A 22,569-nucleotide genomic window follows, 5' to 3' on the forward strand; every position below is an offset into this window, starting at 1 on the left:
CCGTGAGCGGGGGTGCCCCCACCTCGCTGTTTCGCACTGCATCGTCGCCGGCGCGCACTTAGGGCCTCCGCCATTCCCGGCCGGTGCGCCGCAGCATCTCGAACGACGACTGCGGACCCCAGGTGCCGGCCTCGTACGGCTCGGGCTTACCGTCGGCCGCCCAGTTGTCGAGAACGGGATCCAGTATCCGCCAGGCCAATTCGACCTCCTCGTTGACCGGAAACAGGGACGGCTCACCGAGTAGCACGTCCAGGATCAACTGCTCGTAGGCCTCCGGCGACTCCTCGGCGAACGCCGAGCCGTAGGAGAAGTCCATGTTGACGTCGCGGACCTCCATCGCGGTGCCTGGCACCTTGGAGCCGAACCGCAGCGTGACGCCCTCGTCGGGCTGGACCCGGATGACCATCGCATTGGCGCCCAGTTCGTCGGTCATGGTGGCGTCGAACGGCAGGTGCGGCGCCCGCTTGAAGACGAGGGCGATCTCGGTCACCCTGCGGCCCAGGCGTTTACCCGTGCGGAGGTAGAACGGCACACCGGCCCAGCGCCGCGTGTCGACCTCGAGCGTGATGGCCGCGAACGTCTCGGTTTTGGAGTCCTTGGCGAACCCCTCCTCGTCGAGCAGCCCGACCACCTTCTGCCCGCCCTGCCAGCCGCCGGAGTACTGGCCGCGGCTGGTCGTCTCGTCGAGCGGCTCGGCGAGCTGGGTCGCGGAGAGCACCTTGATCTTCTCGGTCTGCAACGACTGCGGATTGAAGCTGACCGGCTCCTCCATCGCGGTGAGCGCGAGCAGCTGCATCAGGTGGTTCTGGATGACGTCTCGGGCGGCGCCGATGCCGTCGTAGTAGCCGGCCCGGCCGCCCAGGCCGATGTCCTCGGCCATCGTGATCTGGACGTGGTCGACGTAGTGCGCGTTCCAGATCGGGTCGAACAGCTGGTTGGCGAACCGCAGCGCCAGGATGTTGCGGACCGTCTCCTTGCCGAGGTAGTGGTCAATCCGGAAGACGGCCTCCTCCGGGAACACGGCGTTGACGGCCCGGTTCAAGTCCTGCGCGCTTTCCAGGTCGTGGCCGAAGGGCTTCTCGATGACCACCCGGCTCCACCTGTCGCCCTGCGGGCGGGCGAGCCCCGACCTGGCCAGCTGGTCACACACCACGGGGAACGACTTGGGCGGGATCGCCAGGTAGAAGGCGTGGTTGCCGCCCGTTCCGCGCTCGGCGTCGAGCTTGTCCAGGGTCTCGGCGAGCCGGCCGAACGAGTCGTCGTCGTCGAACGAACCATTGACGAACCGGAAACCCTCGACCAGACGGTCCCAGTTCTCCTGCCGGAACGGCGTCCGGCAGTGCTCCTTGACGGCCTGGTAGACCACCTCGCCGAAATCCTCGGTGTCCCAGTCGCGGCGGGCGAAACCCACCAGCGAAAAGGTGGGCGGCAGCAACCCGCGGTTGGCCAGGTCGTAAATCGCCGGCATCACCTTCTTGCGGGCCAGGTCCCCGGTCACGCCGAAGATCACCATGCCGCACGGGCCGGCGATCCTCGGCAGCCGCTTGTCGCGCTTGTCCCAGAGGGGGTTTTGCCAGCGTGTGGTTTTGCCCGGGCTCATTTGTCGGCGGAGTCCAGCTGTTTCTGCGTCTCCTCCAACAGCTCCGTCCAGGACCCCACGAACTTGTCCACGCCCTCGTTCTCCAGCACCTTGAACACGTCGGTCAGGTCGATCCCGATCGCGTCCAGCTTGTCGAACAGCTCCTGCGCCGCGCCGGCCGTGCCGCTCACCGTGTCGCCCTTGATCTCGCCGTGGTCGGCGACGGCGTCGATCGTCTTCTCCGGCATGGTGTTCACCGTGTTCGGCGCGACCAGCTCGGTCACGTAGAGCGTGTCGGAGTAGTCGGGGTTCTTCACGCCGGTGGAGGCCCACAGCGGGCGCTGCACGCGCGCGCCGCTGGCCTTGAGCGCCTCGAAGCGGTCGCCGCCCTCGAACACCTCCTGGTAGGCGGCGTAGGCCAGGCGCGCGTTGGCCACACCGGCCTTGCCGCGCAACCCGAGCGCCTCCTCGGAGCCGATCTTCTCCAGCCGCTTGTCCACCTCGGTGTCCACCCGGGAGACGAAAAATGAAGCGACGGAATGGATCTTGGACAGGTCGTGGCCGGCCTCGCGGGCCTTCTCCAGGCCCTCCAGGTACGCGTCCATCACCTGGCGGTGCCGCTCCACGGAGAAGATCAGCGTGACGTTGACCGAAATCCCTTCGGCCAACACCGAACTGATGGCCGGGATGCCGGCCTTGGTCGCCGGAATCTTGATGAATAGGTTCGGCCGGTCGACGATCTTCCACAGCTCGATGGCCTGCGCGGTCGTCTTCTCGGTCTCGGCGGCAAGGCGTGGGTCGACTTCGATGGACACCCGGCCGTCGACGCCGTCGGAGGACTCCCACTGCGGCCGCAGCACGTCGCACGCGTTGCGGACGTCGTCGGTGGTGACGGTGCGGATGGTCGCGTCCACGTCGGCACCGCGCTCGGCCAGCTCGGAGATCTGGTCGTTGTAGGTGTCGCTGTCGGCCAGCGCCTTCTGGAAGATCGACGGGTTGGTGGTCACGCCGACGACGCTCTTGGTGTGGATGAGTTCCTGTAAATTCCCCGAACGCAACCGTTCTCGCGACAGGTCATCCAGCCACACCGATACGCCCGCCGCGCTCAGCGCCGCCAGGTTAGGGTTCTGACCGGCCATGTGAACCACCCTTTCTAGTTATCCACGACTTGCTCCGCGGCCGCAGCGACGGCTTCGGCGGTGAAGCCGAATTCGCGGAACAACGTCTTGTAGTCCGCGGACTCTCCGTAGTGCTCGATCGAGACGATCCGGCCGGTGTCACCGACCAGTTTGTGCCAGCTCTGCGCGACGCCGGCCTCGACGGCCACCCTGGCCGACACGGATGGCGGTAGCACGCTGTCGCGGTACTCCTCCGGCTGGGACTCGAACCACTCCACGCACGGCATCGACACCACTCGCGCGACAATATCCTTGTCCGCCAACAACTTCTGGGCCTCGACGGCGAGCTGCACCTCGGAGCCGGTCGCGATCAGGACGACGTCGGGCTCCGCGCCGCTCGCGGCGTTGTCACCCAGGATGTAGCCGCCGCGCGCGACGCCCTCGATGTTGGTGCCCTTGAGTACGGGCACGCCCTGGCGGGTCAGGATCAGTCCGACCGGACCGCTGCCGTTGCCCCGGGCCAGGATGGTGCGCCAGGCGTAGGCGGTTTCGTTGGCGTCGGCGGGCCGCACCACGGACAGCTTGGGGATGGCGCGCAGCGCCGCCAGGTGCTCGATCGGCTGATGGGTGGGCCCGTCCTCGCCGAGTCCGATCGAGTCGTGGGTCCACACGTAAATGGTGTCGATGTCCATCAGCGCGGCCAGCCGCACCGCCGGGCGCATGTAGTCGGAGAACTGCAGGAACGTGCCCCCGTAAGCGCGGGTGGGCCCGTGCAGCACGATGCCGGACAGGATGGCGCCCATCGCGTGCTCCCGGACCCCGAAGTGCAGGGTGCGGCCGTACCAGTCGGCGGTGTAGTCTTTGGTCGAAATCGACGGCGGACCAAAGGATTTCACGTCGTCCATGGTGGTGTTGTTGCTGCCCGCGAGGTCGGCCGAACCGCCCCACAGCTCGGGCAGCTTCGGCCCCACCGCGGACAGCACCTTGCCGGACGCGGCCCGGGTGGCCAGCGGCTTGTCGTCGGGCGTCCAGGTCGGGATTTCCGCGTCCCAGCCCTCGGGCAGCTCCTCGGCGGTCAACCGGTCCAACAGCTTCTTGCGCTCCGGCTCGCGCTCGGCCCACGCGTCGAAGTCGGCCTGCCACTTCTGGTGGGCCTCCTTGCCGCGGTCCACCAGCTTGCGGGTGTGGGCGATGACGTCGTCGCGCACCTCGAACTTCTTCTCGGGGTCGAACCCGAGGATCTCCTTGACGGCGGCCACTTCCTCATCGCCGAGCGCCGCGCCGTGGGCCTTGCCGGTGTTCATCAACTTGGGTGCGGGGTAGCCGATGATGGTGCGCAGCGAGATGAACGACGGCCGGTCGGTGACGGCCTTCGCGTTGGCGATGGCCTCCTCGATCGCCACGACGTTCTCGCCGCCCTCGATCTCCTGCACGTGCCAGCCGTAGGCGCGGTACCGGGCGGCGGTGTCCTCGCACAGGGCGATGTCCGTGTCGTCCTCGATCGAGATCTCGTTGTGGTCGTAGAACACGATGAGGTTGCCCAGCTGCTGCACCGCGGCCAGCGAGGACGCCTCGGACGTGACGCCCTCCTCGATGTCGCCGTCGGAGGCGACCACGTAGACGAAGTGGTCGAACGGGCTCGTGCCCGGTGCGGCGTCCGGGTCGAACAGGCCGCGCTCATAACGCGCCGCCATCGCCATCCCCACGGCCGAGGCCAGCCCCTGGCCGAGCGGGCCCGTGGTGATCTCCACGCCCTTGGTGTGGCGGAACTCCGGGTGCCCGGGGGTCTTGGAGCCCCAGGTGCGCAACGCCTCGATATCGGCGAGCTCCAGCCCGAACCCGCCCAGGTATAGCTGCAGGTACAGCGTCAGGCTGCTGTGGCCGCACGACAGGATGAACCGGTCGCGGCCCAGCCAGTAGGTGTCGCTGGGGTCGTGGCGCATGGTGCGCTGGAACAGCGTGTAGGCCAGCGGCGCCAGGCTCATTGCGGTGCCGGGGTGGCCGTTCCCCACCTTCTGCACCGCGTCGGCCGCCAGCACCCGGATGGTGTCGACGGCCGCGGAGTCGATCTCGGTCCAGTCGTCGGGGTGGTGCGGTTGGGTCAGCGTGGAGATCTCGTCGAGTGTCGTCACAGAGTCAAGTTCCTTGGGTCATCGAGGTGATCGAGTCCCACCCTAGTGCGGGAGTGCTGGCTAATGCAGTCCAGGTTTCGGGTACCCACGCCGGGCCGTCGCGAAAATCGGCGAAGTAACGCGTTCGTTGCCGCTGTTTTGCATTCCGTTCGGATTTCTCGCAAGAATCCTCGTTAAGGACCCTGCGGGCGGGCGGCCGTCCCGTCGCGGTCTACCATCGTGCGTAGTAGTGCTGCGCCCCGCTGCGACCCCGAGGAGTTATTGCGTGAGCGTTCGCGGGCGCGTCGCGCCGAGCGGAACACAGACCCGGCTGCCGGGTCGCGTCCAGGGCACGCTGCTGGCCTACCTGGCGCTGACCAAGCCGCGGGTCATCGAACTGCTGCTCGTCACCGCGATCCCCGCCATGTTGCTCGCGCACCGCGGCGCCGTGCATCCGCTGCTGATCGTCAACACGTTGGTCGGCGGGATGCTGGCCGCCGGCGGCGCCAACACGCTCAACTGCGTGGCCGACGCCGACATCGACAAGGTGATGAAGCGGACCGCGCGCCGCCCGCTGGCGCGCGCGGCCGTCCCGACGCGCAACGCCCTGGTGTTCGGCCTGCTGCTGACGGCGGCGTCGTTCTGCTGGCTCTGGCGGACCACGAACCTGCTGTCGGGGCTGCTGGCCATGGCCACCGTCGCGTTCTACGTGTTCGTCTACACCCTGTTCCTCAAGCGCCGCACGTCGCAGAACGTGGTGTGGGGCGGTGCGGCCGGCTGCATGCCGGTGATGATCGGCTGGTCGGCGGTCACCGGCACCATCGATTGGCCGGCGCTGGTGATGTTCGCGGTCATCTTCTTCTGGACACCGCCGCACACCTGGGCGCTCGCGATGCGCTACAAGGACGACTACAAGGCGGCGGGCGTGCCGATGCTGCCGGCCGTGGCGACCGAGCGCCAGGTCACCAAGCAGATCCTGATCTACACGTGGTTGACCGTGCTGGCGACGCTGACGCTGGCGCTGGCCACCGGCTGGCTGTACGCGGCGGTCGCGGTGGTGGCCGGGTTGTGGTTCCTGGCGATGGCCCACCAGCTGTACGCCGGGGTGCGTGCCGGCGAGCCGGTCAAGCCGCTGCGCCTGTTCCTGCAGTCGAACAACTACCTGGCGGTGGTGTTCTGCGCGCTGGCGGTCGACTCGGCCATCGCGCTGCCCCACCTGTTCTGAATTAGCCGTTCTGAATTGGCGCGAATAAAACCCGGCGCGCGCCGGGCGGCTTTCGATTTGCGCCCGAATCTCTAGGTGCCGCAACGCAATACCGCTCGCATCGCCGCCGGCTGGGGTGCCACGCCCCGGGGCGGCCCGGTTGCGGTAACCCGCGTGCTGAGATCGGATCTTCCCTGTAATAGCTGGTCACTCGGGGCGGGGAAGGAGTTGTCTGGCATGACGTTGCATGTCGTTACCCAAGGACCGGGACGCTCCTGTCTCCCTCGACCGGGTGTCGGCTATCACCACGCGCCGGGCTGACGATGGCTGCGCCCATCTGGATGGCTTCGCCGCCAGAGGTGCATTCGGCCTTATTGAGCAGCGGTCCGGGACCGGCGTCGTTATTCGCGGCGGCCGGCGCCTGGAGCTCGCTCAGCGCGGAATACGCCGCGGCCGCCGACGAACTCACCGCGCTGCTGGCGTCGGTTGAGGCCGGATCGTGGGAGGGGTCCAGCGCCGTGTCGTACGTGGGGGCACACCTGCCGTACCTGGCCTGGCTCGCGCGGGCCGGTCTCGACAGCGCAGCCGCCGCAACCCAGCACGAGGCGGCGGGCACGGCGTACACGGCCGCGCTGGCCGCCATGCCGACGCTCGCCGAGCTGGCCGCCAACCACGCCGTCCACGCGGTGCTGACGGTGACCAACTTCTTCGGTGTCAACACCATCCCGATCGCCCTCAACGAGGCGGACTATGTCCGGATGTGGATCCAGGCCGCCACCACGATGGGGACCTATCAAGCGGTTTCGGACGCGGCGGTGAGCGGCACCCCGCAATCACCCCCCGCGCCGCAGATTGTGAAGTCACAGAATGCATCCGCTCCCACTGACCCGCTGCAGCAGATCGACCAGGTGTTTCAGCAGATCTCGAGCCTTCCGCGAGAACTGTTACAGCGCCTGCTGGCCGCCATGGGGTATGACTGGGACCCCGCGAATGGCACCATCAACGGGATTCCGTACCTGGACTACAACAACCCGCTGACGCTGATCTATTGGATAACCCGCGACCTCTCGTACGGTCAGGACTTCAACTCGTTCGTGCAGCTCCTGCTGACCAACCCGGTGTTACTGCTGCAGTACCTCGGCACGCTCACGCCGGCCCAGGTTGCTCTGTACCTGTCCTTGCATCCGCTGTTGGCCATCGCGATCGCTTTGGGTCCGGCCCTGTCGACACTGTCGGCGCTCCCCGCAGCGGCGGCAGCGGCCAGCGTGGCGGCGGTCGCCGCCCTGGCCGTCCTGCCGGTCGCCAGCGTGCCGGTCGTCGCACCGGTGCTGGCTCCCATCGTGGCGGTGTCGCATGTGATTCCGGCCATCGCGCCGACCGCGACGCTCGCCGGCAGCGTCGGCACCGGCGCACCGGCGACGCCAGCAACCGCGGCGGGCACCGTCGCCAGCTCAGCGCCGCCCTCACCGGCGGCGCCCGCCGGCCCGGGATTCTTCCCCTACGCGGTCGGCGGCTCGCCGGGAACCGGCTTCGACACGGGACACACGGCAACCGCCGCCGCCCGCGCCCGGGCGCGGGCAGCCGAGCCGGACACAGCCGCGGTCGCCACCACGGCGGCGGCACGGCGGCGGCGACGCAAGAGGCGGGAGCAGGACGAGCCGATGCGCAGCTACGCCGACGAATTCGCGGACCTCGACGCGGACTCCTCGCCGGGAGCATCCGACCGCGGCGGGGGACCGCTGGGCTTCAGCGGAACGATCGAGCAGGGCGCCGCGCGGGCGGCCGGCCTGACGGTGCTGACCGGTGACGCGTTCGGCGGGGGGCCGACGGTGCCGATGGTGCCGGGCACCTGGGAGCCGGACCCACCGCCCCAGGACTAGGGCAGCAGCACGATCGGGCCGGTGGTCTTGCGGCCCTGCAGGTCGCGGTGGGCCTGGGCCGCTTCGGCGAGCGGATACCGCCCGCCCACCTCGATCGTGATGTCCCCGCCGCCGATGGCGTCGAACAATTCCTCCGCCCGCCAGCCGAATTCCTGTCCGCTACGGACGAAGTGGGCCAGCGTCGGCCGGGTCAGGTAGACCGACCCCGCCGTGTTGAGACGTTGCGGATCGAACGGCGGAACCGGGCCGCTGGACGCGCCGAACAGCGCCAGGGTGCCGCGGATGGCGAGGCTGGCCAGGCTGGCGTCGAAGGTGGTGGCGCCCACGCCGTCGTACACCGCCGCGACGCCGGTGCCGTCCGTGAGTTCGCGGATCCGCTTGCCAAATTCCTCGGCGTCGTCGGGATAGTCGAGCACCTCGGCGGCTCCCGCCTGCCTCGACGCGCGCGCCTTCTCGGGAGTGGACACCGTCGTGATCACCCGGACGCCCAGCAGCGTGGCCCACTGCGTCAGGATCAGCCCCACCCCACCCGCGCCCGCATGCACCAGCACGGTATCGCCGGCCTGGACCGGGTATACCGACTTCAGCAGGTAGTGCGCGGTGAGGCCCTTGAGCAGCACCGACGCGGCCACCTCAGACGTCACGCCGTCGGGCACGTGCGCGGTCAAAGTTGCTGGGGCGTTAGCGTATTCGGCGTACCCGCCGGTCGCGGCGGCGCTGACCACACGGTCGCCTTCCCTGAACCCGTCGACGCCCTCGCCCGTGCCGGCGACGGTGCCGCACAGTTCCGAGCCGAGGATGAAGGGCAGCTCCACGGGGTACTGCCCGGACCGGAAATACGTATCGATGTAGTTGACGCCGATGGCCTCGGCCTTGATGAGCACCTCGCCCGGGCCGGGTTTGGGTTGGGGGGCATCGACGTAGCGCAGAACCTCGGGGCCGCCGGTTTCACCGACTTCGATTGCATACATGTGGATATCATGCCCGGGCATGAAGCTCGCCCGTCCGGACATCTTCCATCCCCGCATCGTGCTGGCGGGGACCGCCGGCGTAGACGACGCCGGACTGGTGGGCGCGCTTCGGCGCCGTGGCCTGCACGCTCGCTGGCTGTCCTGGGACGATCCCCGCACCGCCGACGCGGATCTGGTGATCCTGCGCACGGCCCACGACTGCGCCGAGTTCCGGGCCTGGACCACGCGCGTCCGGAATCTGCTGAACCCGCCCGCCGTCGTCGCCTGGAATCTCGACGGGCGGTATCTGCGCGACCTCGAGAGCGCCGGCGTGCCGACCGACCGCGGCGATCCAGCGGCCCGGACGGCGTTGATCTTTGTGGGCGGCCAGCCGTCCCACGCGTTCGACGACGCGGGGCCGGTCGAGCCCGACTTCGAGCTGTGGGAGCTGGGTTCGGCCGCCACGACGGCGGCCGCCGAACGGGCCGGAGTCGACGCGGCCCGGCTGCTGTACGCGCGGGCCGACGTGAGCGGGGGACGGCTGGTGAGCCTCGACCTCGTCGCGCCGTCGCTGGGTTGGCGGCGACTGGACGCCGACGGCCGCGACCGGGCGCAGCGGGGCTTCGCGCTGGCCGTCGAGTTAGCCCTCGAGCGACTGGGGCTGGGCCCGTTCTCGCATCGCGGCCCATAACGCGGCGGTGGCCGCCGTGCAGGCGGCGGCGCCGGCCACGTGGATCGCGACCAGGGCGGCGGGCACCCCGGTGAAGTACTGGGCGGCGCCGACCGCGGCCTGCGCGCAGACGAGGACGACGAGCACGCCCAGGCGGGCCAGGATGGGCCGGGCGGCGTGCACGGCCAGCAGCCCGAATCCCAGCCCGACCAGCAAGGCCAGGTAGGCGACCAGCAGCGACGAATGCGCGTGCACCAGCGTCTCGATCTCGACCTTCAGCCGCGGGACCGTCCGGCTGGCGCTGCGGTCGCCCGCGTGCGGACCGGCGGCCGTCACCAGCGTGCCCGTCACCAGGACCGCGGCGAGGTTCACGCCGGTCAACGCCGTCAGCGCACGCAGCGGTCCGGCCACCAGCGGGCGGACCACGCCGTCGTCCGGCTCGCCGACCTTCACGTACAGCAGCACCGACAGCCACACCATCGCCATCGACGTCAGCAGGTGGATGGCCACCGTCCACCACAGCAGGCCGGTGCGCACGGTGATGCCGCCGATCACCGCCTGGACGACGGTCGACGCCGGCATCAGCCACGCATACAGCAGGACTTCACCGCGGCGGCGCGCCCGCGTCACGGCCAGTACCGCCAGCGCCGCGGCGATCACCACCCCGATGCTGAGCACCCGGTTGCCGAACTCGACCGCCTGGTGCACGCGCGGCACCTCGGCGTGCGCTATGGGGGTGAAGCTGCCGGGGAAGCATTGCGGCCAGGTGGGACAGCCGAGCCCGGAGGCGGTGACGCGCACGATCGAGCCGGTCACGGCGATGCCGCCCTGGGTGAGGATGACGAGCGCGGCGATCGTCCGCTGGGCGCGCAAGGAGGGGTCGGGCAGCAGATCCACCAACCGCATCAGCGCTCGTCTCACGGCCCGATCGTAGGCCACCGAAAACTACGCCCTGTAGTACGGGTCTTCCACGCCGGGCTGGCGTCGGCATCGGCGTCGGCCCTGCCGTCGACGAGACGTAAACCTCGCATCGGCGCCCGCGTGTCGTGTGCGTGGTTTACGTGTCGTGAGCTCCGAGGTCAGCTCAGGTGAACCGGAACCACCGGAGCGCGGCCAGCGCCGCCAGCGCGCCCCACGCGGCCAGCACCGCGACGCCGAACCAGTCCACCGACAGCGCCATCGCCCGCGAGAGGGCCTCGGTGAGCGCCCCGGACGGGGTGAGCCGGGACAGCCATTTCACCGAGGCCGGGATCATCCGCGTTTCGACGGTCAGCGCGCCGAGGCCGGCGAAGACGAACCACATCAGGTTGGCGACGGCCAGCACGATCTCGGCGCGCAGCGTCCCGCCGAGCAACAGGCCCAGCGCCGCGAACCCCGCGGTGCCCAGCGCGATCACCGCCGCGCCCAATCCCAGCGCGGCCGGGGCGGGCCGCCAGCCGAGCGCGAAACCGATGGCGCCCAAGATGATCGACTGCAGGAACACGACGGTCACCACCGCCATCGACTTGCCGGCGATGATGCCCCACACCGGCAGCGGGGTGGCCCCGAGCCGCTTCAGCGCCCCATACCTGCGGTCGAACGCCACGGCGATGGCCTGCCCGGTGAACGCGGTGGAGATCACCGCGAGCGCCATGATGACGGGCACGAACGTGGCGGCACGGTTGTGGCCGAACTCGCCGAACGGCAGGAGTGTGAGCCCGACCAAGAGCGTGATCGGGATGAACATGGTGAGCAGAAGCTGTTCGCCGTTGCGCAGCAGAAGCTTGAGCTCCAGCCCGAACTGGGCGGCCAGCATCTTCGGCACCGCGTTCGGGCGCGGGTCGGGGGAGAAGGTGCCCGGGGGGAAGACGTTCGATTCGGTCACTGCCGCAACTTCCTGCCGGTGAGGTCCAGGAACACGTCCTCGAGGCTGCGTTGTTCGACGCGCATGTCGGTGGCGAGCACGTCGATCTGGGCGCACCACGCCGTGACGGTGGCCAGCACCTGCGGGTCCACCGGGCCCTCGACCAGGTACTCGCCCGGGGTCACCTCGGTCGCCTTGTAGTCCTCGGGCAGCGCCGAGGACAGCAGCGACAGGTCGAGCCGCGGCGGCGCGCTGAACCGCAGCTGATCCTTCGCGCCGGCCCGCATCAGCTCGGTCGGCGTGCCGGCCGCGACCGTCTGCCCGTGGTCGATGATGACCAGCCGGTCGGCGAGTTCTTCGGCCTCCTTGAGCTGGTGGGTGGTGAGCAACACCGTCACCCCGTCGCGCCGCAGCGCGTCGATGAGCTCCCACACCAACAGTCGCGCGTGCGCGTCCATGCCGGCGGTGGGTTCGTCGAGGAACACCAGCTCGGGTCGGCCGACCAGCGCGCACGCCAGCGCGAGCCGCTGCTGCTGGCCGCCGGACAGCCGCCGGTAGGTGGTGCGCGCCGCGTCGGTCAGGCCCAGCGTGTCCAGCAGCCACGCCGGGTCCAAGGGGTTGGCGGCGTACGACGCCACCAGGTCGAGCATCTCCCCGGCCCGCGCCGCCGGATAGCCGCCGCCGCCCTGCAACATCACGCCGATGCGGGCGCGCAGCCGCGCGTTGTCGGTGATCGGATTGAGCCCGAGCACCTCGATGGTGCCCGCGTCGGGCCGCGCGAAGCCCTCGCACATCTCGACGGTGGTGGTCTTCCCGGCGCCGTTGGGTCCGAGCAGGGCGAGCACCTCGGCCGCGCGCACCTCCAGGTCGAGGTTGCGGACGGCCTCGACGGCGGTCCCGCCGGACCCGTAGCGCTTGCTCACGCCGCGCAGCCGCACGACCGTTTCGACGATCTTCGAGGTCACGTGGAATCAGCGTAGGCGTCGTCGGGCGCCGCGCTCGCTTGCGGGGCCTCCGGGGTCGCGGCGGGACTGGTGGGCTCCGCCGGCGACCCGGGACCGGCGGCGGGTGGCAAATCCGTGTCCCTGCCCTCGCCGGGGAGCCGCCGCCACGGCAGGCGCGTGTACGTCAGGGCGATGAGCACCACCACGATGAGGGTGCTGGCCAGGGTCGCGTCGACGATCTGGAACAGCGCGAAGCGGTCGCCGTTGGCCGTCGGGCCGAAGATTCCGACGACGAGGGTGACGATGATCACGGCCACGCGGAAGCCGGGGCGGGTTGCCCAGGCGGCCAGCGGGATGATGGCCCACAGCAGGTACCAGGGCTGCACCACGGGGAAGAGCAGCACGGTGATGCCCAAGGCGACGCCCAGGCCGCCGATCGGATGCAGCCGGCCGCGGAAGACCGCGATCAGCAACCACGTCACCATCACGGTGATGATCAGCACGCCGATGCCACGCGTCAGACCCAGCACCGCGGTGGTGTGGTCGCCCAGACCCAGCAGGATGCCCACCTGCCCGGTGCCCAGGGCGAGCAGCGTCGGCGGCGACATCCAGCTGCGCACCACGTTGGCGGTGCCTAGCGTGTTGATCCAGCCGAAACCGAGCCCGCTGGCCCACCCGACCAGCGCCATCACGGCCAGCGACAGCGTGGTCATCGCGCCGCCCGCCAGCAGCAGCGCGCGCAGATTGCCCCCGCAGCGGTAGGCCAACGCCATGGTGACGAACCCGAGCGCGAGCAGCGACGGCAGCTTCACCTGCGACGACAGGACGATCAGCACGGAGCCGGCCAGCAGCATGCCCAGCGGTTCCCAGTCGGGTCCGGGCCGCCAGGAGGACGGCAGCAGTTTCGGGGAAGCGATCCCCCGCAGCGCGTACTCGGCCCCCGCGAGCATCAGGCCGAGCATCAGCGCCTCGTTGTGTACGCCGGCGACCAAATGCATGATCAGCAGCGGATTGGCGGCGCCCAGCCACAACGCGCTGACCTCTGCGACGCCGCAGCGCCGCGCCAACCGCGGCGTGGCCCACACGATCAGGCCGACGCCGGCCAGCTCCACCAGCCGGTGGCACAGCACCGCGGCCACGATGTTCTCGCCGGTCAGCGCCGAGATTCCCCGCCCGATCCACAGGAACAACGGCCCGTACGGCGCGGGCGTCTCCCGCCACAGCGTCGGCACGGACAGCGTGAACACATGGGACAGGCCGAGTCCGGACGCCGGACCGACCCGGTACGGGTCCAGCCCCTCCAGCGAAATCTGGCTCTGCGCCAGGTAGGAGTAGACGTCCTTGCTGTACATCGGCGGCGCGATGAGCAGCGGCAGGATCCACAGCAACAGCGTTCGGTCCAGATCGCCGCGCGACATCCGCCTGCTGCCCAGTGCGAACCGGCCCAGCATCAGCCAGGCGAGCGCCATCATGACCGCCCCGGTGGTGGTCATGGTCAGCGACACGGTCTGGATCCGGGACGGCAGGTTGAGCAACCGCACGCCGAATGTGGGGTCCTGCACGACGGGCCGGGCCCCGGCGCCCAGGGCCCCGATCCCCATCAGCACGGTGCCGGTGGCGCCGAACAGGCGGGTGCGGCGCAGCGCCGTGAGCTCGGTAGCGTTGAGCGGAGAGCCCACCGCCTGCTCGTCGCCGTGCAGGCTGGCGATCGACGAGCTGAGTGAATGGTGGCGGGCTGCCATCAGAGCAGCGTAGCGGCAGCGGGGCTCGCCGCCCGCCGCCATCACATCCCCGGCCGGGAACCACCGGCTTCGAGTTATGCGGTGTGCCCGAAGCGGATCCCGATGCCGGGTGGATTCCACGGACGAAATTGCGTTCGGCCACAGCGGCATTGGCTCGTGCCCCAGACCGGCCCCAGACCGGTCGTAGACGAACCCGGATCACCCGAAAGCGTTTGGTCCACAACGCTGAAGAGGAGCCGGCGATAGCCGGCCCCCCAGCGGTCTTGGCTACTTCTTTTCGCCGTCGGCCCTGCTCAGCGCCCGGTCGGCGGTCGAGACCAGCCTGCGGTTGAACTGATACTGGGCGGCGACGAGCTTGTCGGCCATTTCGATGGCGGCGTCGACAATCTTGGTGCGCAGCGGCTGCACCGCCTCCGGGATTGCCTCGTCGAGGGTCTTGTGGAACGCCCGAAGCGCCTCCGCCGCGGCGTGCTGGCCGGCTTTGGCCGATTCGCGTACCTCGTCGAGCAGGTCGCTCGAACGCGATGCGACGGACTTCGATTCAGTCGTGTCAGGCATGCCAATTCCTTCCTGGGATTTTGTTTTTCACTACCGCCGCCGACGCTATTCGGCGCGGTGGCCCGCGTGCTAAGGGCGAAGGTCCCCTCGTCGGTGCCAATGGTCTTCCGCCGTGCGCGGGAGTGTGATCAGCGCAACCCCGACAGAGGGGACCCTCGCTAGACCGATCCCCGGAATTGCGTCACACTGGTGTTGTGAAAATCCCCGCGGCATCGGCGCTGGCCGCCGGTCCGGTTCCCGACAAGCAGACCCGCCGGGCGATCGTGCGGCTGCTGGTGGAGTCCGGATCGATCACCGCCGGGGAGATCGGTGACCGGCTGGGCTTGTCGGCCGCGGGCGTTCGGCGCCATCTGGACGTGCTCATCGAGGCGGGTGACGCCGAATCGGCCCCCGCCGCGGCGTGGCAACAGGTGGGGCGCGGGCGTCCGGCGAAGCGTTACCGGTTGACGCCGGCCGGCCGGGCCAAGCTCGACCACGCCTACGACGACCTCGCGGCGGCCGCCATGCGGCAGTTGCGGGCCATCGGCGGTGAGGCCGCGGTGCAGACGTTCGCCCGGCAGCGGATCGACGCCATCCTCGCCGACGTCGCGCCGGCGGACGGCGCGGCGGAGGCGGACATCGAGGAGGCGGCGGGCCGGATCGCCGCCGCATTGACCGAAGCCGGGTACGTGGCGACCACCGCGCGGGTGGGCGGCCCGATCCACGGCGTGCAGATCTGCCAGCATCATTGCCCGGTGGCGCACGTCGCCGAGGAGTTCCCGGAGCTGTGCGACGCCGAGAGGCAGGCCATGGCCGAGGTGCTGGGCACCCATGTGCAGCGGCTGGCGACGATCGTCAACGGCAACTGCGCCTGCACCACGCACGTCCCGCTGACCCAGACCACGAGCAAGGCGCCCAGCCCGCGCCACACGACAAGCAACGAAGGAGCGTCGTTATGACCCTGGAGGTCGACAAGGCCGCTATCGAGGCCACCGAGCCGTTGACCCAGGAGCAGGCGATCGCCTCGCTGGGCCGCTACGGCTACGGCTGGGCTGACTCCGACATCGCGGGCGCCAGCGCGCAGCGCGGGTTGTCCGAGGCGGTGGTCCGCGACATCTCCGCCAAGAAGAACGAGCCGGAGTGGATGCTGCAGACCCGGCTGAAGGCGCTGCGGATCTTCGACCGCAAGCCGATGCCGAACTGGGGTTCGGATCTGTCCGGCATCGACTTCGACAACATCAAGTACTTCGTGCGCTCGACCGAGAAGCAGGCGGCGTCGTGGGACGACCTGCCGGAGGACATCCGGAACACCTACGACCGGCTGGGCATCCCGGAGGCCGAGAAGCAGCGGCTGGTGGCGGGCGTGGCCGCCCAGTACGAGTCCGAGGTGGTGTACCACCAGATCCGCGAGGACCTGGAATCCCAGGGCGTCATCTTCGTCGACACCGACACCGGCCTGCGCGAGCACGAGGAGCTCTTCCAGCAGCACTTCGGCACGGTGATCCCGGCCGGGGACAACAAGTTCTCCGCCCTCAACACCGCGGTGTGGAGCGGTGGCTCGTTCATCTACGTGCCGCCGGGCGTGCGCGTGGACATCCCGCTGCAGGCCTACTTCCGGATCAACACCGAGAACATGGGCCAGTTCGAGCGGACGCTGATCGTGGTCGACGAAAACGCCTACGTGCACTACGTGGAGGGTTGCACCGCGCCCATCTACACGTCGGACTCGCTGCACTCGGCCGTCGTGGAGATCATCGTGAAGCCCGGTGGCCGTTGCCGTTACACGACGATCCAGAACTGGTCGAACAACGTCTACAACCTGGTAACCAAGCGCGCCCGCGCCGAGGCCGGCGCGACCATGGAATGGGTCGACGGCAATATCGGCTCCAAGGTCACCATGAAGTACCCCGCCGTCTGGATGACCGGCGAGCACGCCAAGGGTGAGGTGCTGTCGGTGGCCTTTGCCGGCGAGGGCCAGCACCAGGACGCCGGCGCGAAGATGCTGCACCTGGCGCCGAACACCTCGAGCAACATCGTCTCGAAGTCGGTGGCCCGCGGCGGCGGCCGCACCTCCTACCGCGGCCTGGTGCAGGTGAACAAGGGCGCGCACGGGTCGCGCTCCAGCGTGAAATGCGATGCGCTGCTGGTCGACACGATTAGCCGCAGCGACACCTACCCGTACGTCGACATCCGCGAGGACGATGTCACGATGGGCCACGAGGCCACGGTGTCGAAGGTCAGCGAGAACCAGCTGTTCTACCTGATGAGCCGCGGGCTGACCGAGGAGGAGGCGATGGCCATGGTGGTCCGCGGCTTCGTCGAGCCGATCGCCAAGGAGCTGCCGATGGAGTACGCCCTCGAGCTCAACCGGCTCATCGAGTTGCAGATGGAGGGTGCGGTCGGATGACGTCTCCGGCGGCGGCCCTGAACAAGGGCGAGTTGTTCGCGTCGTTCGACGTGGACGCCTTCGAGGTTCCCAGCGGACGCGACGAGATGTGGCGGTTCACCCCGCTGCGACGGCTGCGCGGCCTGCACGACGGTTCCGCGCCCGCCACCGGCAGCGCGCGCATCGAGGTCGCCGACCGGGAGGGCGTGCGCGTCGAGACGGTGCGCCGCGGCGACGAGCGGCTGGGGGAGGCCGGCGTTCCCGCCGATCGCGTTGCGGCGCAGGCGTTCTCGTCGTTCAACTCGGCGACCGTGGTCACCGTCGGCCGGGGCGCGGAGATCGCCGAACCGGTCGGCATCACCGTGACGGGGCCCGGCGAGGGCGCGGTGGCCTACGGTCACCTGCAGATCCGGGTGGAGGAGCTCGGCGAGGTGGTCGTCGTCATCGATCACCGCGGCGGCGGAACGTACGCCGACAACGTCGAATTCGTCGTCGGCGACGCCGCGCGGCTCACCGTCGTGTGGATCGCCGACTGGGCCGACGACGTCGTCCACGTCGGCGCCCACCACGCCAAGCTCGGCAAGGATGCGGTGCTGCGCCACGTCGCCGTCACGCTGGGCGGCGAGGTCGTCCGCACCTCGGCCAACGTGCGCTTTGCCGCCCCGGGTGGGGACGCCGAGCTGTTAGGCCTCTACTTCGCCGATGCCGGCCAGCACCTCGAGTCGCGGCTACTGGTCGACCACGCGCAACCGAACTGCAGGTCCAACGTGCTCTACAAGGGCGCGCTGCAAGGGGATCCGGCGTCGTCGGCGCCCGACGCGCACACCGTCTGGGTGGGCGACGTGCTGATCCGCGCCACCGCTACCGGCACCGACACCTTCGAGGTCAACCGCAACCTGGTGCTGACCGACGGCGCGCGCGCCGACTCCGTGCCCAACCTCGAGATCGAGACCGGCGAGATCGCCGGGGCCGGACACGCCAGCGCCACCGGCAGGTTCGACGACGAGCAATTGTTCTACCTGCGCTCGCGCGGGATTCCCGAAGATCAGGCCCGCCGGCTGGTGGTGCGCGGCTTCTTTGGCGAGATCATCTCTAAGATCGCGATGCCGGACATCCGGGAACGCCTCACCGCGGCCATCGAAAACGAATTGGCGAAAACAGAATCGAGAGCAACAGCGTCATGACGACCCTGGAAATCAAAGACCTGCACGTCAGCGTCGAGGACCCGAACGCGCCCGAGGGTGGGCGCGAGATCCCCATCCTCAACGGCGTCAACCTGACCATCAAATCCGGCGAGACCCACGCGGTGATGGGCCCCAACGGTTCCGGCAAGTCGACGTTGTCCTACGCCATCGCCGGGCATCCGAAGTACCGGGTGACGTCAGGCTCGATCACCCTGGACGGCCAGAACGTCCTGGACATGAGCGTCGACGAGCGCGCCCGGGCCGGCCTGTTCCTCGCGATGCAGTACCCCGTCGAGGTGCCGGGGGTGTCGATGTCGAACTTCCTGCGCAGCGCCGCCACCGCCGTCCGCGGCGAACCGCCGAAACTGCGGCTGTGGGTCAAAGAGGTCAAGGCCGCGATGTCTGACCTCGGCATCGACCCGGCGTTCGCCGAACGCAGTGTCAACGAAGGGTTTTCGGGCGGGGAGAAGAAGCGTCACGAGATCCTGCAGCTGGATCTGCTCAAGCCGAAGATCGCGATCCTCGACGAGACCGACTCCGGACTGGACGTCGACGCGCTGCGAGTGGTCAGCGAGGGGGTCAACCGCTACGCGGAAGCCGAGCACGGCGGCATCCTGCTGATCACGCACTACACCCGGATCCTGCGCTACATCCGGCCGCAGTTCGTCCACGTGTTCGTCGGCGGCCGCATCATCGAGTCCGGCGGCCCGGAACTGGCCGACGAGCTGGAGGAAAACGGCTACGAGCGCTTCACCCAGGCCGGTGGCGGCGACCTCCGGAGCCCGGCTTCGCCGCGTTTGCGATCGCCGCAAGCCGCCGCGGGGGCGTAGGCATGGCCGCGAATCCACTGGACGTCGACGCCATCCGCGCTGACTTTCCGATCCTCAAGCGCACCATGCGCGGCGGAAAGCAGTTGGCGTACCTGGATTCCGGCGCCACGTCGCAGCGCCCGCTGCAGGTGCTCGATGCCGAGCGGGAGTTCCTGGTCACCTCCAACGGTGCGGTGCACCGGGGTGCGCACCAGCTGATGGAGGAGGCGAGCGACGCCTACGAGCAGGGCCGCGCCGACATCGCGGCGTTCGTGGGCGCCGGCACCGACGAATTGGTGTTCACCAAGAACGCCACCGAGGCGCTCAACCTGCTGGCATACGCGTTGGGCGACAACCGGTTTCAGCGTACCGTCGGGCCCGGCGATGTCATTGTCACAACCGAGTTGGAGCACCACGCCAACTTGATCCCGTGGCAGGAACTCGCCCGGCGGACCGGCGCCACGCTCAAGTGGTACGGCGTGACCGACGACGGGCGCATCGACGTCGACTCGCTGCGGCTCGACGATCGCGTCAAAGTCGTTGCCTTCAGCCATCATTCGAATGTGACCGGGGCGCTCGCGCCCGTGCATGAGCTGGTCGCGCGGGCCGGGGCGGTGGGCGCCCTGACCGTGCTTGACACCTGCCAGTCGGTGCCGCACGAGCCGGTCGATCTTCATGCGCTGGGCGTGGACTTCGCCGCGTTCTCCGGGCACAAGATGCTGGGCCCCACCGGGATCGGGGTGCTCTACGGGCGGCGCCCGCACCTGTCCGAGCTGCCGCCGTTCCTCACCGGCGGGTCGATGATCGAGACGGTCACCATGGAGGCCGCCACCTACGCGGCGCCGCCGCAGCGGTTCGAGGCCGGCACGCCGATGACCTCGCAGGTGGTCGGGCTCGGCGCGGCCGTGCGCTACCTCGGGGCGCTGGGCATGGACGCCGTCCGGGCCCACGAGCGCGAGCTGACCGCGGCCGCCCTCGAGGGTCTGTCCGGCATCGAGGGTGTGCGCGTCCTCGGCCCGACGTCGATGGAGGACCGCGGCTCGCCCGTCTCGTTCGTCGTCTCCGGTGTGCATGCGCACGACGTTGGGCAGGTGCTGGACGACGAGGGTGTCGCGGTGCGCGTCGGGCACCACTGCGCGCTGCCGCTGCACCGCAGGTTCGGCCTGGCGGCCACCGCGCGGGCGTCGTTCGCGGTGTACAACACCCCCGACGAGGTCGAGCGGCTGGTGGCCGGCGTGCGACGCGCGCTGGATTTCTTCGGGAGAGACTGACCTTGCGCCTGGAACAGATGTATCAGGACGTGATCTTGGATCACTACAAGCATCCGCAGCACCGCGGGCTGCGGGAGCCGTTCGGGGCGCAGGTGCATCACGTCAACCCGGTCTGCGGGGACGAGGTGACCCTGCGGGTCGCGCTGTCGGAAGACGGCGAGCGCGTCGCCGACGTCTCCTACGACGGGCAGGGCTGCTCCATCAGCCAGGCGGCCACCTCCGTGCTCACCCAGCAGGTGATCGGCCAGAGCTTGACCGAGGCGCTCGAGACCGTCGCCGCCTTCTCCGAGATGGTGTCCTCGCGGGGAACCGTCGAGGGCGACGAGGACGTGCTCGGTGACGGGGTTGCGTTCGCGGGCGTGGCCAAGTACCCGGCGCGCGTGAAGTGCGCGCTGCTGGGGTGGATGGCGTTTAAAGATGCGCTGGCCCAGGCCAGCTCGGCTTTCGAGGAGGTTGCAGATGAGCGAGACCGCCGCACCGGATGAAGAACTGCTCGCCGACGTCGAGGAGGCGATGCGCGACGTCGTCGACCCGGAGCTGGGCATCAACGTGGTCGACCTGGGGCTCGTCTACGGCATGAACCTCGAGGAGGGCGACGACGGCACGGTCGCCCTGATCGACATGACCTTGACGTCGGCGGCCTGCCCGCTGACCGACGTCATCGAGGACCAGTCGCGCAGCGCGCTGGTGAGCAGCGGCCTCGTCGACGACCTTCGGATCAACTGGGTGTGGAACCCGCCGTGGGGACCGGACAAGATCACCGAGGACGGCCGCGAGCAGCTGCGCGCCCTGGGCTTCACGGTCTGACCGGGCCCGCCCTACAGGTGTAGGTGCGGGAGGTGGGGGATGTGCAGGTGGTGGTGCGGCGCCCCCATCGGGGGGCACTGCTCCAGGCTGATCGTCACCGCCCGCAGCGCGCCGCCGTCTTCGGTGCCCTGGGCGCCCATGCACGCGCCGTTCGAGATCGCCTGCGCGCTGGACAGGGTCTGCTTCTTGTAGGACGTCGAGTCGTCGACGGTCACGCTGGTCGGGCCGCCGGGGCCGATCCCGCTGACCGCGAACGTGTTCCCTGAGACCGAGGCGACCGTGCCGTAGAACCCGGTCGGCGGCGGGCAGTTGCCGTCGACGGTCGGAGCAATCGTCACCGCCTGCGCGGTGATCCCCGCACCCGGTGCGCTCTGCGGGATCGCCCGCACGTTGACGCAGCTGCCCACGGTGACGTCACCGCGCTGGGCCGGGGCAACCTGGAAGACCGGCGTGGTGGGGGTGAAGTCGACCGTCGCCGCCCCGGTCCGCGTGCGCAGCGCGATCGTGTCACCCGACACCGACTGCACCATGCCCTCGACGTAGTCCTTGGCCGCCGGCGGAGGCGGCGGCCCCGGCGGCGCGGCGCTCGGTGGCGGGGCCGGGGCCGGGGGGACCGCGGACACCGTCGGCTTTCCGGTGTAGCTCGCCGTGTCGTTCGAGTGCCCGCACATGCTGAGTCCCAGGGCGACCAGCGCGACGACGAGCGCGCCCCCCGCGAACCGGAGCAGGCGCGGACTCAGTGGCCCGGCGGCTTCCCCGGGCCGCCGCATTTGCCGTCGACGGCCGCCCGCACGTTGATCGACGTGGCCTGCAGCGCGCCGCCGTTCTCCGTCGTGCCGCGCGCCATCACACACTTGCCCTGCGTGATCGTGGCGGGGGTGCCGGTGGCCAGCTTGGAGTACTTGGTCCGGTCATCGACCGTCACGGCCGTCTGCGTCGTGTTGCCGCTGCCGTCTGCGCCCGCGACGGTGATCGTGTTGCCCGACACCGAGGCCACCGAGCCTCGCAGCGCCTTGGGCTGCGCGGGCCCCGGCGAGGGCGGCCCGGACGGCGGCCCTGACGGCGGCGATGTGCTGGCACCGGGACCGGCCTTGGGCTCGGGGCACGTGCCGTTGACCGACGGGCTGAGCCGGACGGCCGCCGCGGTCACCGGCTGCCCCTGGGCCTGTTCCTTGGTGGGCCGCACGGTGACGCAGCTGCCCGAGGTGACGTCGCTCAACGTGGCGGGGGCGACCTCGGTGATCTTGGTCGTCGAGGTGAAGTTCACGGTGGCGTTGGTCTTGTCCTCCTTGGTGACCTGGATCGAGTTGCCGGCCACCGACGCGATCAGGCCGCTGACCTTCGCCTCGCCCTGGGCCGGCGCCGTGGTGGTGGAGGTCACCGTCGAGGTGGAGGTCGACGTCGGAGTCGCGTTGTTTGATGAACCGCAGGCGGCGAGGGAAAGCGCGGTGGCGCCCGCGACGGTCAGGATGGCGAACCGGGCGAGCCGGGGACTGGCGGACATCGGGGGCATCTCCAATCGTGGTGTGGACCA

General features: G+C 69.7%; 21 protein-coding genes. 10 read left to right on the forward strand and 11 right to left on the reverse strand.

Annotated elements, in window-relative coordinates; all coding sequences use genetic code 11:
• Positions 1–58: 58 nt before the first annotated feature.
• From zwf to tkt, 3 genes are read right to left on the reverse strand one after another with little or no spacing between them, the layout of a single operon-like run.
• Positions 59–1,600: a glucose-6-phosphate dehydrogenase gene (zwf, locus tag SKC42_RS24510; protein ID WP_330966832.1), complete on the reverse strand. Its 1,542-nt coding sequence runs from the start codon at positions 1,598–1,600 to the stop codon at positions 59–61.
• Positions 1,597–2,718, reverse strand: a complete 1,122-nt coding sequence (gene tal / locus SKC42_RS24515; protein WP_330966833.1) for a transaldolase — start codon at positions 2,716–2,718, stop codon at positions 1,597–1,599. The genes zwf and tal overlap by 4 nt, the downstream gene beginning before the upstream one ends.
• Before the next feature lie 14 nt (positions 2,719–2,732).
• A complete protein-coding gene (gene tkt / locus SKC42_RS24520; RefSeq protein ID WP_330966834.1) occupies positions 2,733–4,829 on the reverse strand; it encodes a transketolase in 2,097 nt (698 codons plus the stop codon).
• Positions 4,830–5,094: 265 nt separating this feature from the next.
• Here tkt and SKC42_RS24525 point away from each other — a divergent pair, with 265 nt between their 5' ends.
• Together SKC42_RS24525 and SKC42_RS24530 are read left to right on the forward strand one after the other, a co-directional pair.
• Positions 5,095–6,033 (forward strand): heme o synthase, encoded by a 939-nt coding sequence (locus SKC42_RS24525; protein ID WP_330966835.1) that lies wholly within the window; start codon positions 5,095–5,097, stop codon positions 6,031–6,033.
• A gap of 302 nt (positions 6,034–6,335) precedes the next feature.
• Positions 6,336–7,892, forward strand: a complete 1,557-nt coding sequence (locus SKC42_RS24530; RefSeq protein WP_330966836.1) for a PPE family protein — start codon at positions 6,336–6,338, stop codon at positions 7,890–7,892.
• On the opposite strand, the gene SKC42_RS24535 is transcribed toward SKC42_RS24530, so the two are convergent.
• Positions 7,889–8,863, reverse strand: coding sequence for a quinone oxidoreductase family protein (locus tag SKC42_RS24535; RefSeq protein ID WP_330966837.1), 975 nt, complete (start codon positions 8,861–8,863; stop codon positions 7,889–7,891). The genes SKC42_RS24530 and SKC42_RS24535 overlap by 4 nt on opposite strands.
• Positions 8,864–8,882: 19 nt before the next feature.
• Between SKC42_RS24535 and SKC42_RS24540 the strand changes: the two genes are divergently transcribed.
• Positions 8,883–9,533, forward strand: coding sequence for a hypothetical protein (locus SKC42_RS24540; protein WP_330966838.1), 651 nt, complete (start codon positions 8,883–8,885; stop codon positions 9,531–9,533).
• Here SKC42_RS24540 and SKC42_RS24545 read toward each other — a convergent pair.
• From SKC42_RS24545 to SKC42_RS24565, 5 genes are all read right to left on the reverse strand, one after another.
• Complete coding sequence (locus SKC42_RS24545) at positions 9,483–10,451, reverse strand: COX15/CtaA family protein (RefSeq protein WP_442932245.1); 969 nt, start codon at positions 10,449–10,451, stop codon at positions 9,483–9,485. The two genes, SKC42_RS24540 and SKC42_RS24545, sit on opposite strands and share 51 nt — an antisense overlap.
• A 145-nt stretch (positions 10,452–10,596) precedes the next feature.
• Entirely contained in the window at positions 10,597–11,307 is a 711-nt protein-coding gene (locus SKC42_RS24550; protein WP_442932250.1) for an ABC transporter permease, read from the reverse strand.
• A gap of 65 nt (positions 11,308–11,372) precedes the next feature.
• Positions 11,373–12,320, reverse strand: coding sequence for an ABC transporter ATP-binding protein (locus SKC42_RS24555; RefSeq protein WP_330966840.1), 948 nt, complete (start codon positions 12,318–12,320; stop codon positions 11,373–11,375).
• Positions 12,317–14,041 carry a polyprenol phosphomannose-dependent alpha 1,6 mannosyltransferase MptB gene (gene mptB, locus SKC42_RS24560; RefSeq protein ID WP_442932246.1) on the reverse strand — a complete coding sequence of 575 codons (1,725 nt, stop codon included), beginning with the start codon at positions 14,039–14,041 and terminating at the stop codon, positions 12,317–12,319. The genes SKC42_RS24555 and mptB overlap by 4 nt, the downstream gene beginning before the upstream one ends.
• Positions 14,042–14,308: 267 nt before the next feature.
• The gene (locus tag SKC42_RS24565; RefSeq protein ID WP_330966842.1) at positions 14,309–14,599 is read right to left on the reverse strand and encodes a hypothetical protein; all 291 of its coding nucleotides are present in this window, start codon (positions 14,597–14,599) and stop codon (positions 14,309–14,311) included.
• Positions 14,600–14,775: 176 nt separating this feature from the next.
• On the opposite strand from SKC42_RS24565, the gene SKC42_RS24570 reads away from it, so the two are divergent.
• From SKC42_RS24570 to SKC42_RS24600, 7 genes are read left to right on the forward strand one after another with little or no spacing between them, the layout of a single operon-like run.
• Positions 14,776–15,537 carry a helix-turn-helix transcriptional regulator gene (locus SKC42_RS24570; protein WP_330966843.1) on the forward strand — a complete coding sequence of 254 codons (762 nt, stop codon included), beginning with the start codon at positions 14,776–14,778 and terminating at the stop codon, positions 15,535–15,537.
• Entirely contained in the window at positions 15,534–16,985 is a 1,452-nt protein-coding gene (sufB, locus tag SKC42_RS24575) for a Fe-S cluster assembly protein SufB (RefSeq protein ID WP_330966844.1), read from the forward strand. Before SKC42_RS24570 ends, sufB begins: the two co-directional genes overlap by 4 nt.
• Positions 16,982–18,148 (forward strand): Fe-S cluster assembly protein SufD, encoded by a 1,167-nt coding sequence (gene sufD / locus SKC42_RS24580; RefSeq protein WP_330966845.1) that lies wholly within the window; start codon positions 16,982–16,984, stop codon positions 18,146–18,148. Before sufB ends, sufD begins: the two co-directional genes overlap by 4 nt.
• Positions 18,145–18,978 (forward strand): Fe-S cluster assembly ATPase SufC, encoded by an 834-nt coding sequence (gene sufC / locus SKC42_RS24585; RefSeq protein WP_330966846.1) that lies wholly within the window; start codon positions 18,145–18,147, stop codon positions 18,976–18,978. Before sufD ends, sufC begins: the two co-directional genes overlap by 4 nt.
• Before the next feature lie 2 nt (positions 18,979–18,980).
• Entirely contained in the window at positions 18,981–20,228 is a 1,248-nt protein-coding gene (locus SKC42_RS24590) for a cysteine desulfurase (protein ID WP_330966847.1), read from the forward strand.
• A complete protein-coding gene (gene sufU, locus SKC42_RS24595) occupies positions 20,225–20,713 on the forward strand; it encodes a Fe-S cluster assembly sulfur transfer protein SufU (RefSeq protein WP_330966883.1) in 489 nt (162 codons plus the stop codon). Before SKC42_RS24590 ends, sufU begins: the two co-directional genes overlap by 4 nt.
• Positions 20,688–21,035 (forward strand): metal-sulfur cluster assembly factor, encoded by a 348-nt coding sequence (locus SKC42_RS24600; RefSeq protein WP_330966848.1) that lies wholly within the window; start codon positions 20,688–20,690, stop codon positions 21,033–21,035. The genes sufU and SKC42_RS24600 overlap by 26 nt, the downstream gene beginning before the upstream one ends.
• An 11-nt stretch (positions 21,036–21,046) precedes the next feature.
• Here SKC42_RS24600 and SKC42_RS24605 read toward each other — a convergent pair whose 3' ends face one another.
• Positions 21,047–21,805, reverse strand: a complete 759-nt coding sequence (locus tag SKC42_RS24605; protein WP_442932248.1) for a DUF5666 domain-containing protein — start codon at positions 21,803–21,805, stop codon at positions 21,047–21,049.
• Positions 21,772–22,539 carry a DUF5666 domain-containing protein gene (locus SKC42_RS24610; RefSeq protein WP_330966849.1) on the reverse strand — a complete coding sequence of 256 codons (768 nt, stop codon included), beginning with the start codon at positions 22,537–22,539 and terminating at the stop codon, positions 21,772–21,774. Before SKC42_RS24610 ends, SKC42_RS24605 begins: the two co-directional genes overlap by 34 nt.
• Positions 22,540–22,569 lie beyond the last annotated feature (30 nt).

It is taken from the genome of Mycobacterium sp. 050134 (assembly GCF_036409085.1).
In the GTDB taxonomy this organism is placed as follows: domain Bacteria; phylum Actinomycetota; class Actinomycetes; order Mycobacteriales; family Mycobacteriaceae; genus Mycobacterium.

Coding starts and splice junctions, on each gene's coding strand:
- zwf (WP_330966832.1), bottom strand. CDS start 1,600: ATGAGCCCGGGCAAAACCACACGCTGGCAAAACCCCCTCTGGGACAAG.
- tal (WP_330966833.1), bottom strand. CDS start 2,718: ATGGCCGGTCAGAACCCTAACCTGGCGGCGCTGAGCGCGGCGGGCGTA.
- SKC42_RS24530 (WP_330966836.1), top strand. CDS start 6,336: ATGGCTGCGCCCATCTGGATGGCTTCGCCGCCAGAGGTGCATTCGGCC.
- SKC42_RS24535 (WP_330966837.1), bottom strand. CDS start 8,863: ATGTATGCAATCGAAGTCGGTGAAACCGGCGGCCCCGAGGTTCTGCGC.
- SKC42_RS24540 (WP_330966838.1), top strand. CDS start 8,883: ATGAAGCTCGCCCGTCCGGACATCTTCCATCCCCGCATCGTGCTGGCG.
- SKC42_RS24550 (WP_442932250.1), bottom strand. CDS start 11,307: ATGCTGGCCGCCCAGTTCGGGCTGGAGCTCAAGCTTCTGCTGCGCAAC.
- mptB (WP_442932246.1), bottom strand. CDS start 14,041: ATGGCAGCCCGCCACCATTCACTCAGCTCGTCGATCGCCAGCCTGCAC.
- SKC42_RS24565 (WP_330966842.1), bottom strand. CDS start 14,599: ATGCCTGACACGACTGAATCGAAGTCCGTCGCATCGCGTTCGAGCGAC.
- sufB (WP_330966844.1), top strand. CDS start 15,534: ATGACCCTGGAGGTCGACAAGGCCGCTATCGAGGCCACCGAGCCGTTG.
- sufD (WP_330966845.1), top strand. CDS start 16,982: ATGACGTCTCCGGCGGCGGCCCTGAACAAGGGCGAGTTGTTCGCGTCG.
- sufC (WP_330966846.1), top strand. CDS start 18,145: ATGACGACCCTGGAAATCAAAGACCTGCACGTCAGCGTCGAGGACCCG.
- SKC42_RS24590 (WP_330966847.1), top strand. CDS start 18,981: ATGGCCGCGAATCCACTGGACGTCGACGCCATCCGCGCTGACTTTCCG.
- SKC42_RS24600 (WP_330966848.1), top strand. CDS start 20,688: ATGAGCGAGACCGCCGCACCGGATGAAGAACTGCTCGCCGACGTCGAG.
- SKC42_RS24605 (WP_442932248.1), bottom strand. CDS start 21,805: ATGCGGCGGCCCGGGGAAGCCGCCGGGCCACTGAGTCCGCGCCTGCTC.
- SKC42_RS24610 (WP_330966849.1), bottom strand. CDS start 22,539: ATGTCCGCCAGTCCCCGGCTCGCCCGGTTCGCCATCCTGACCGTCGCG.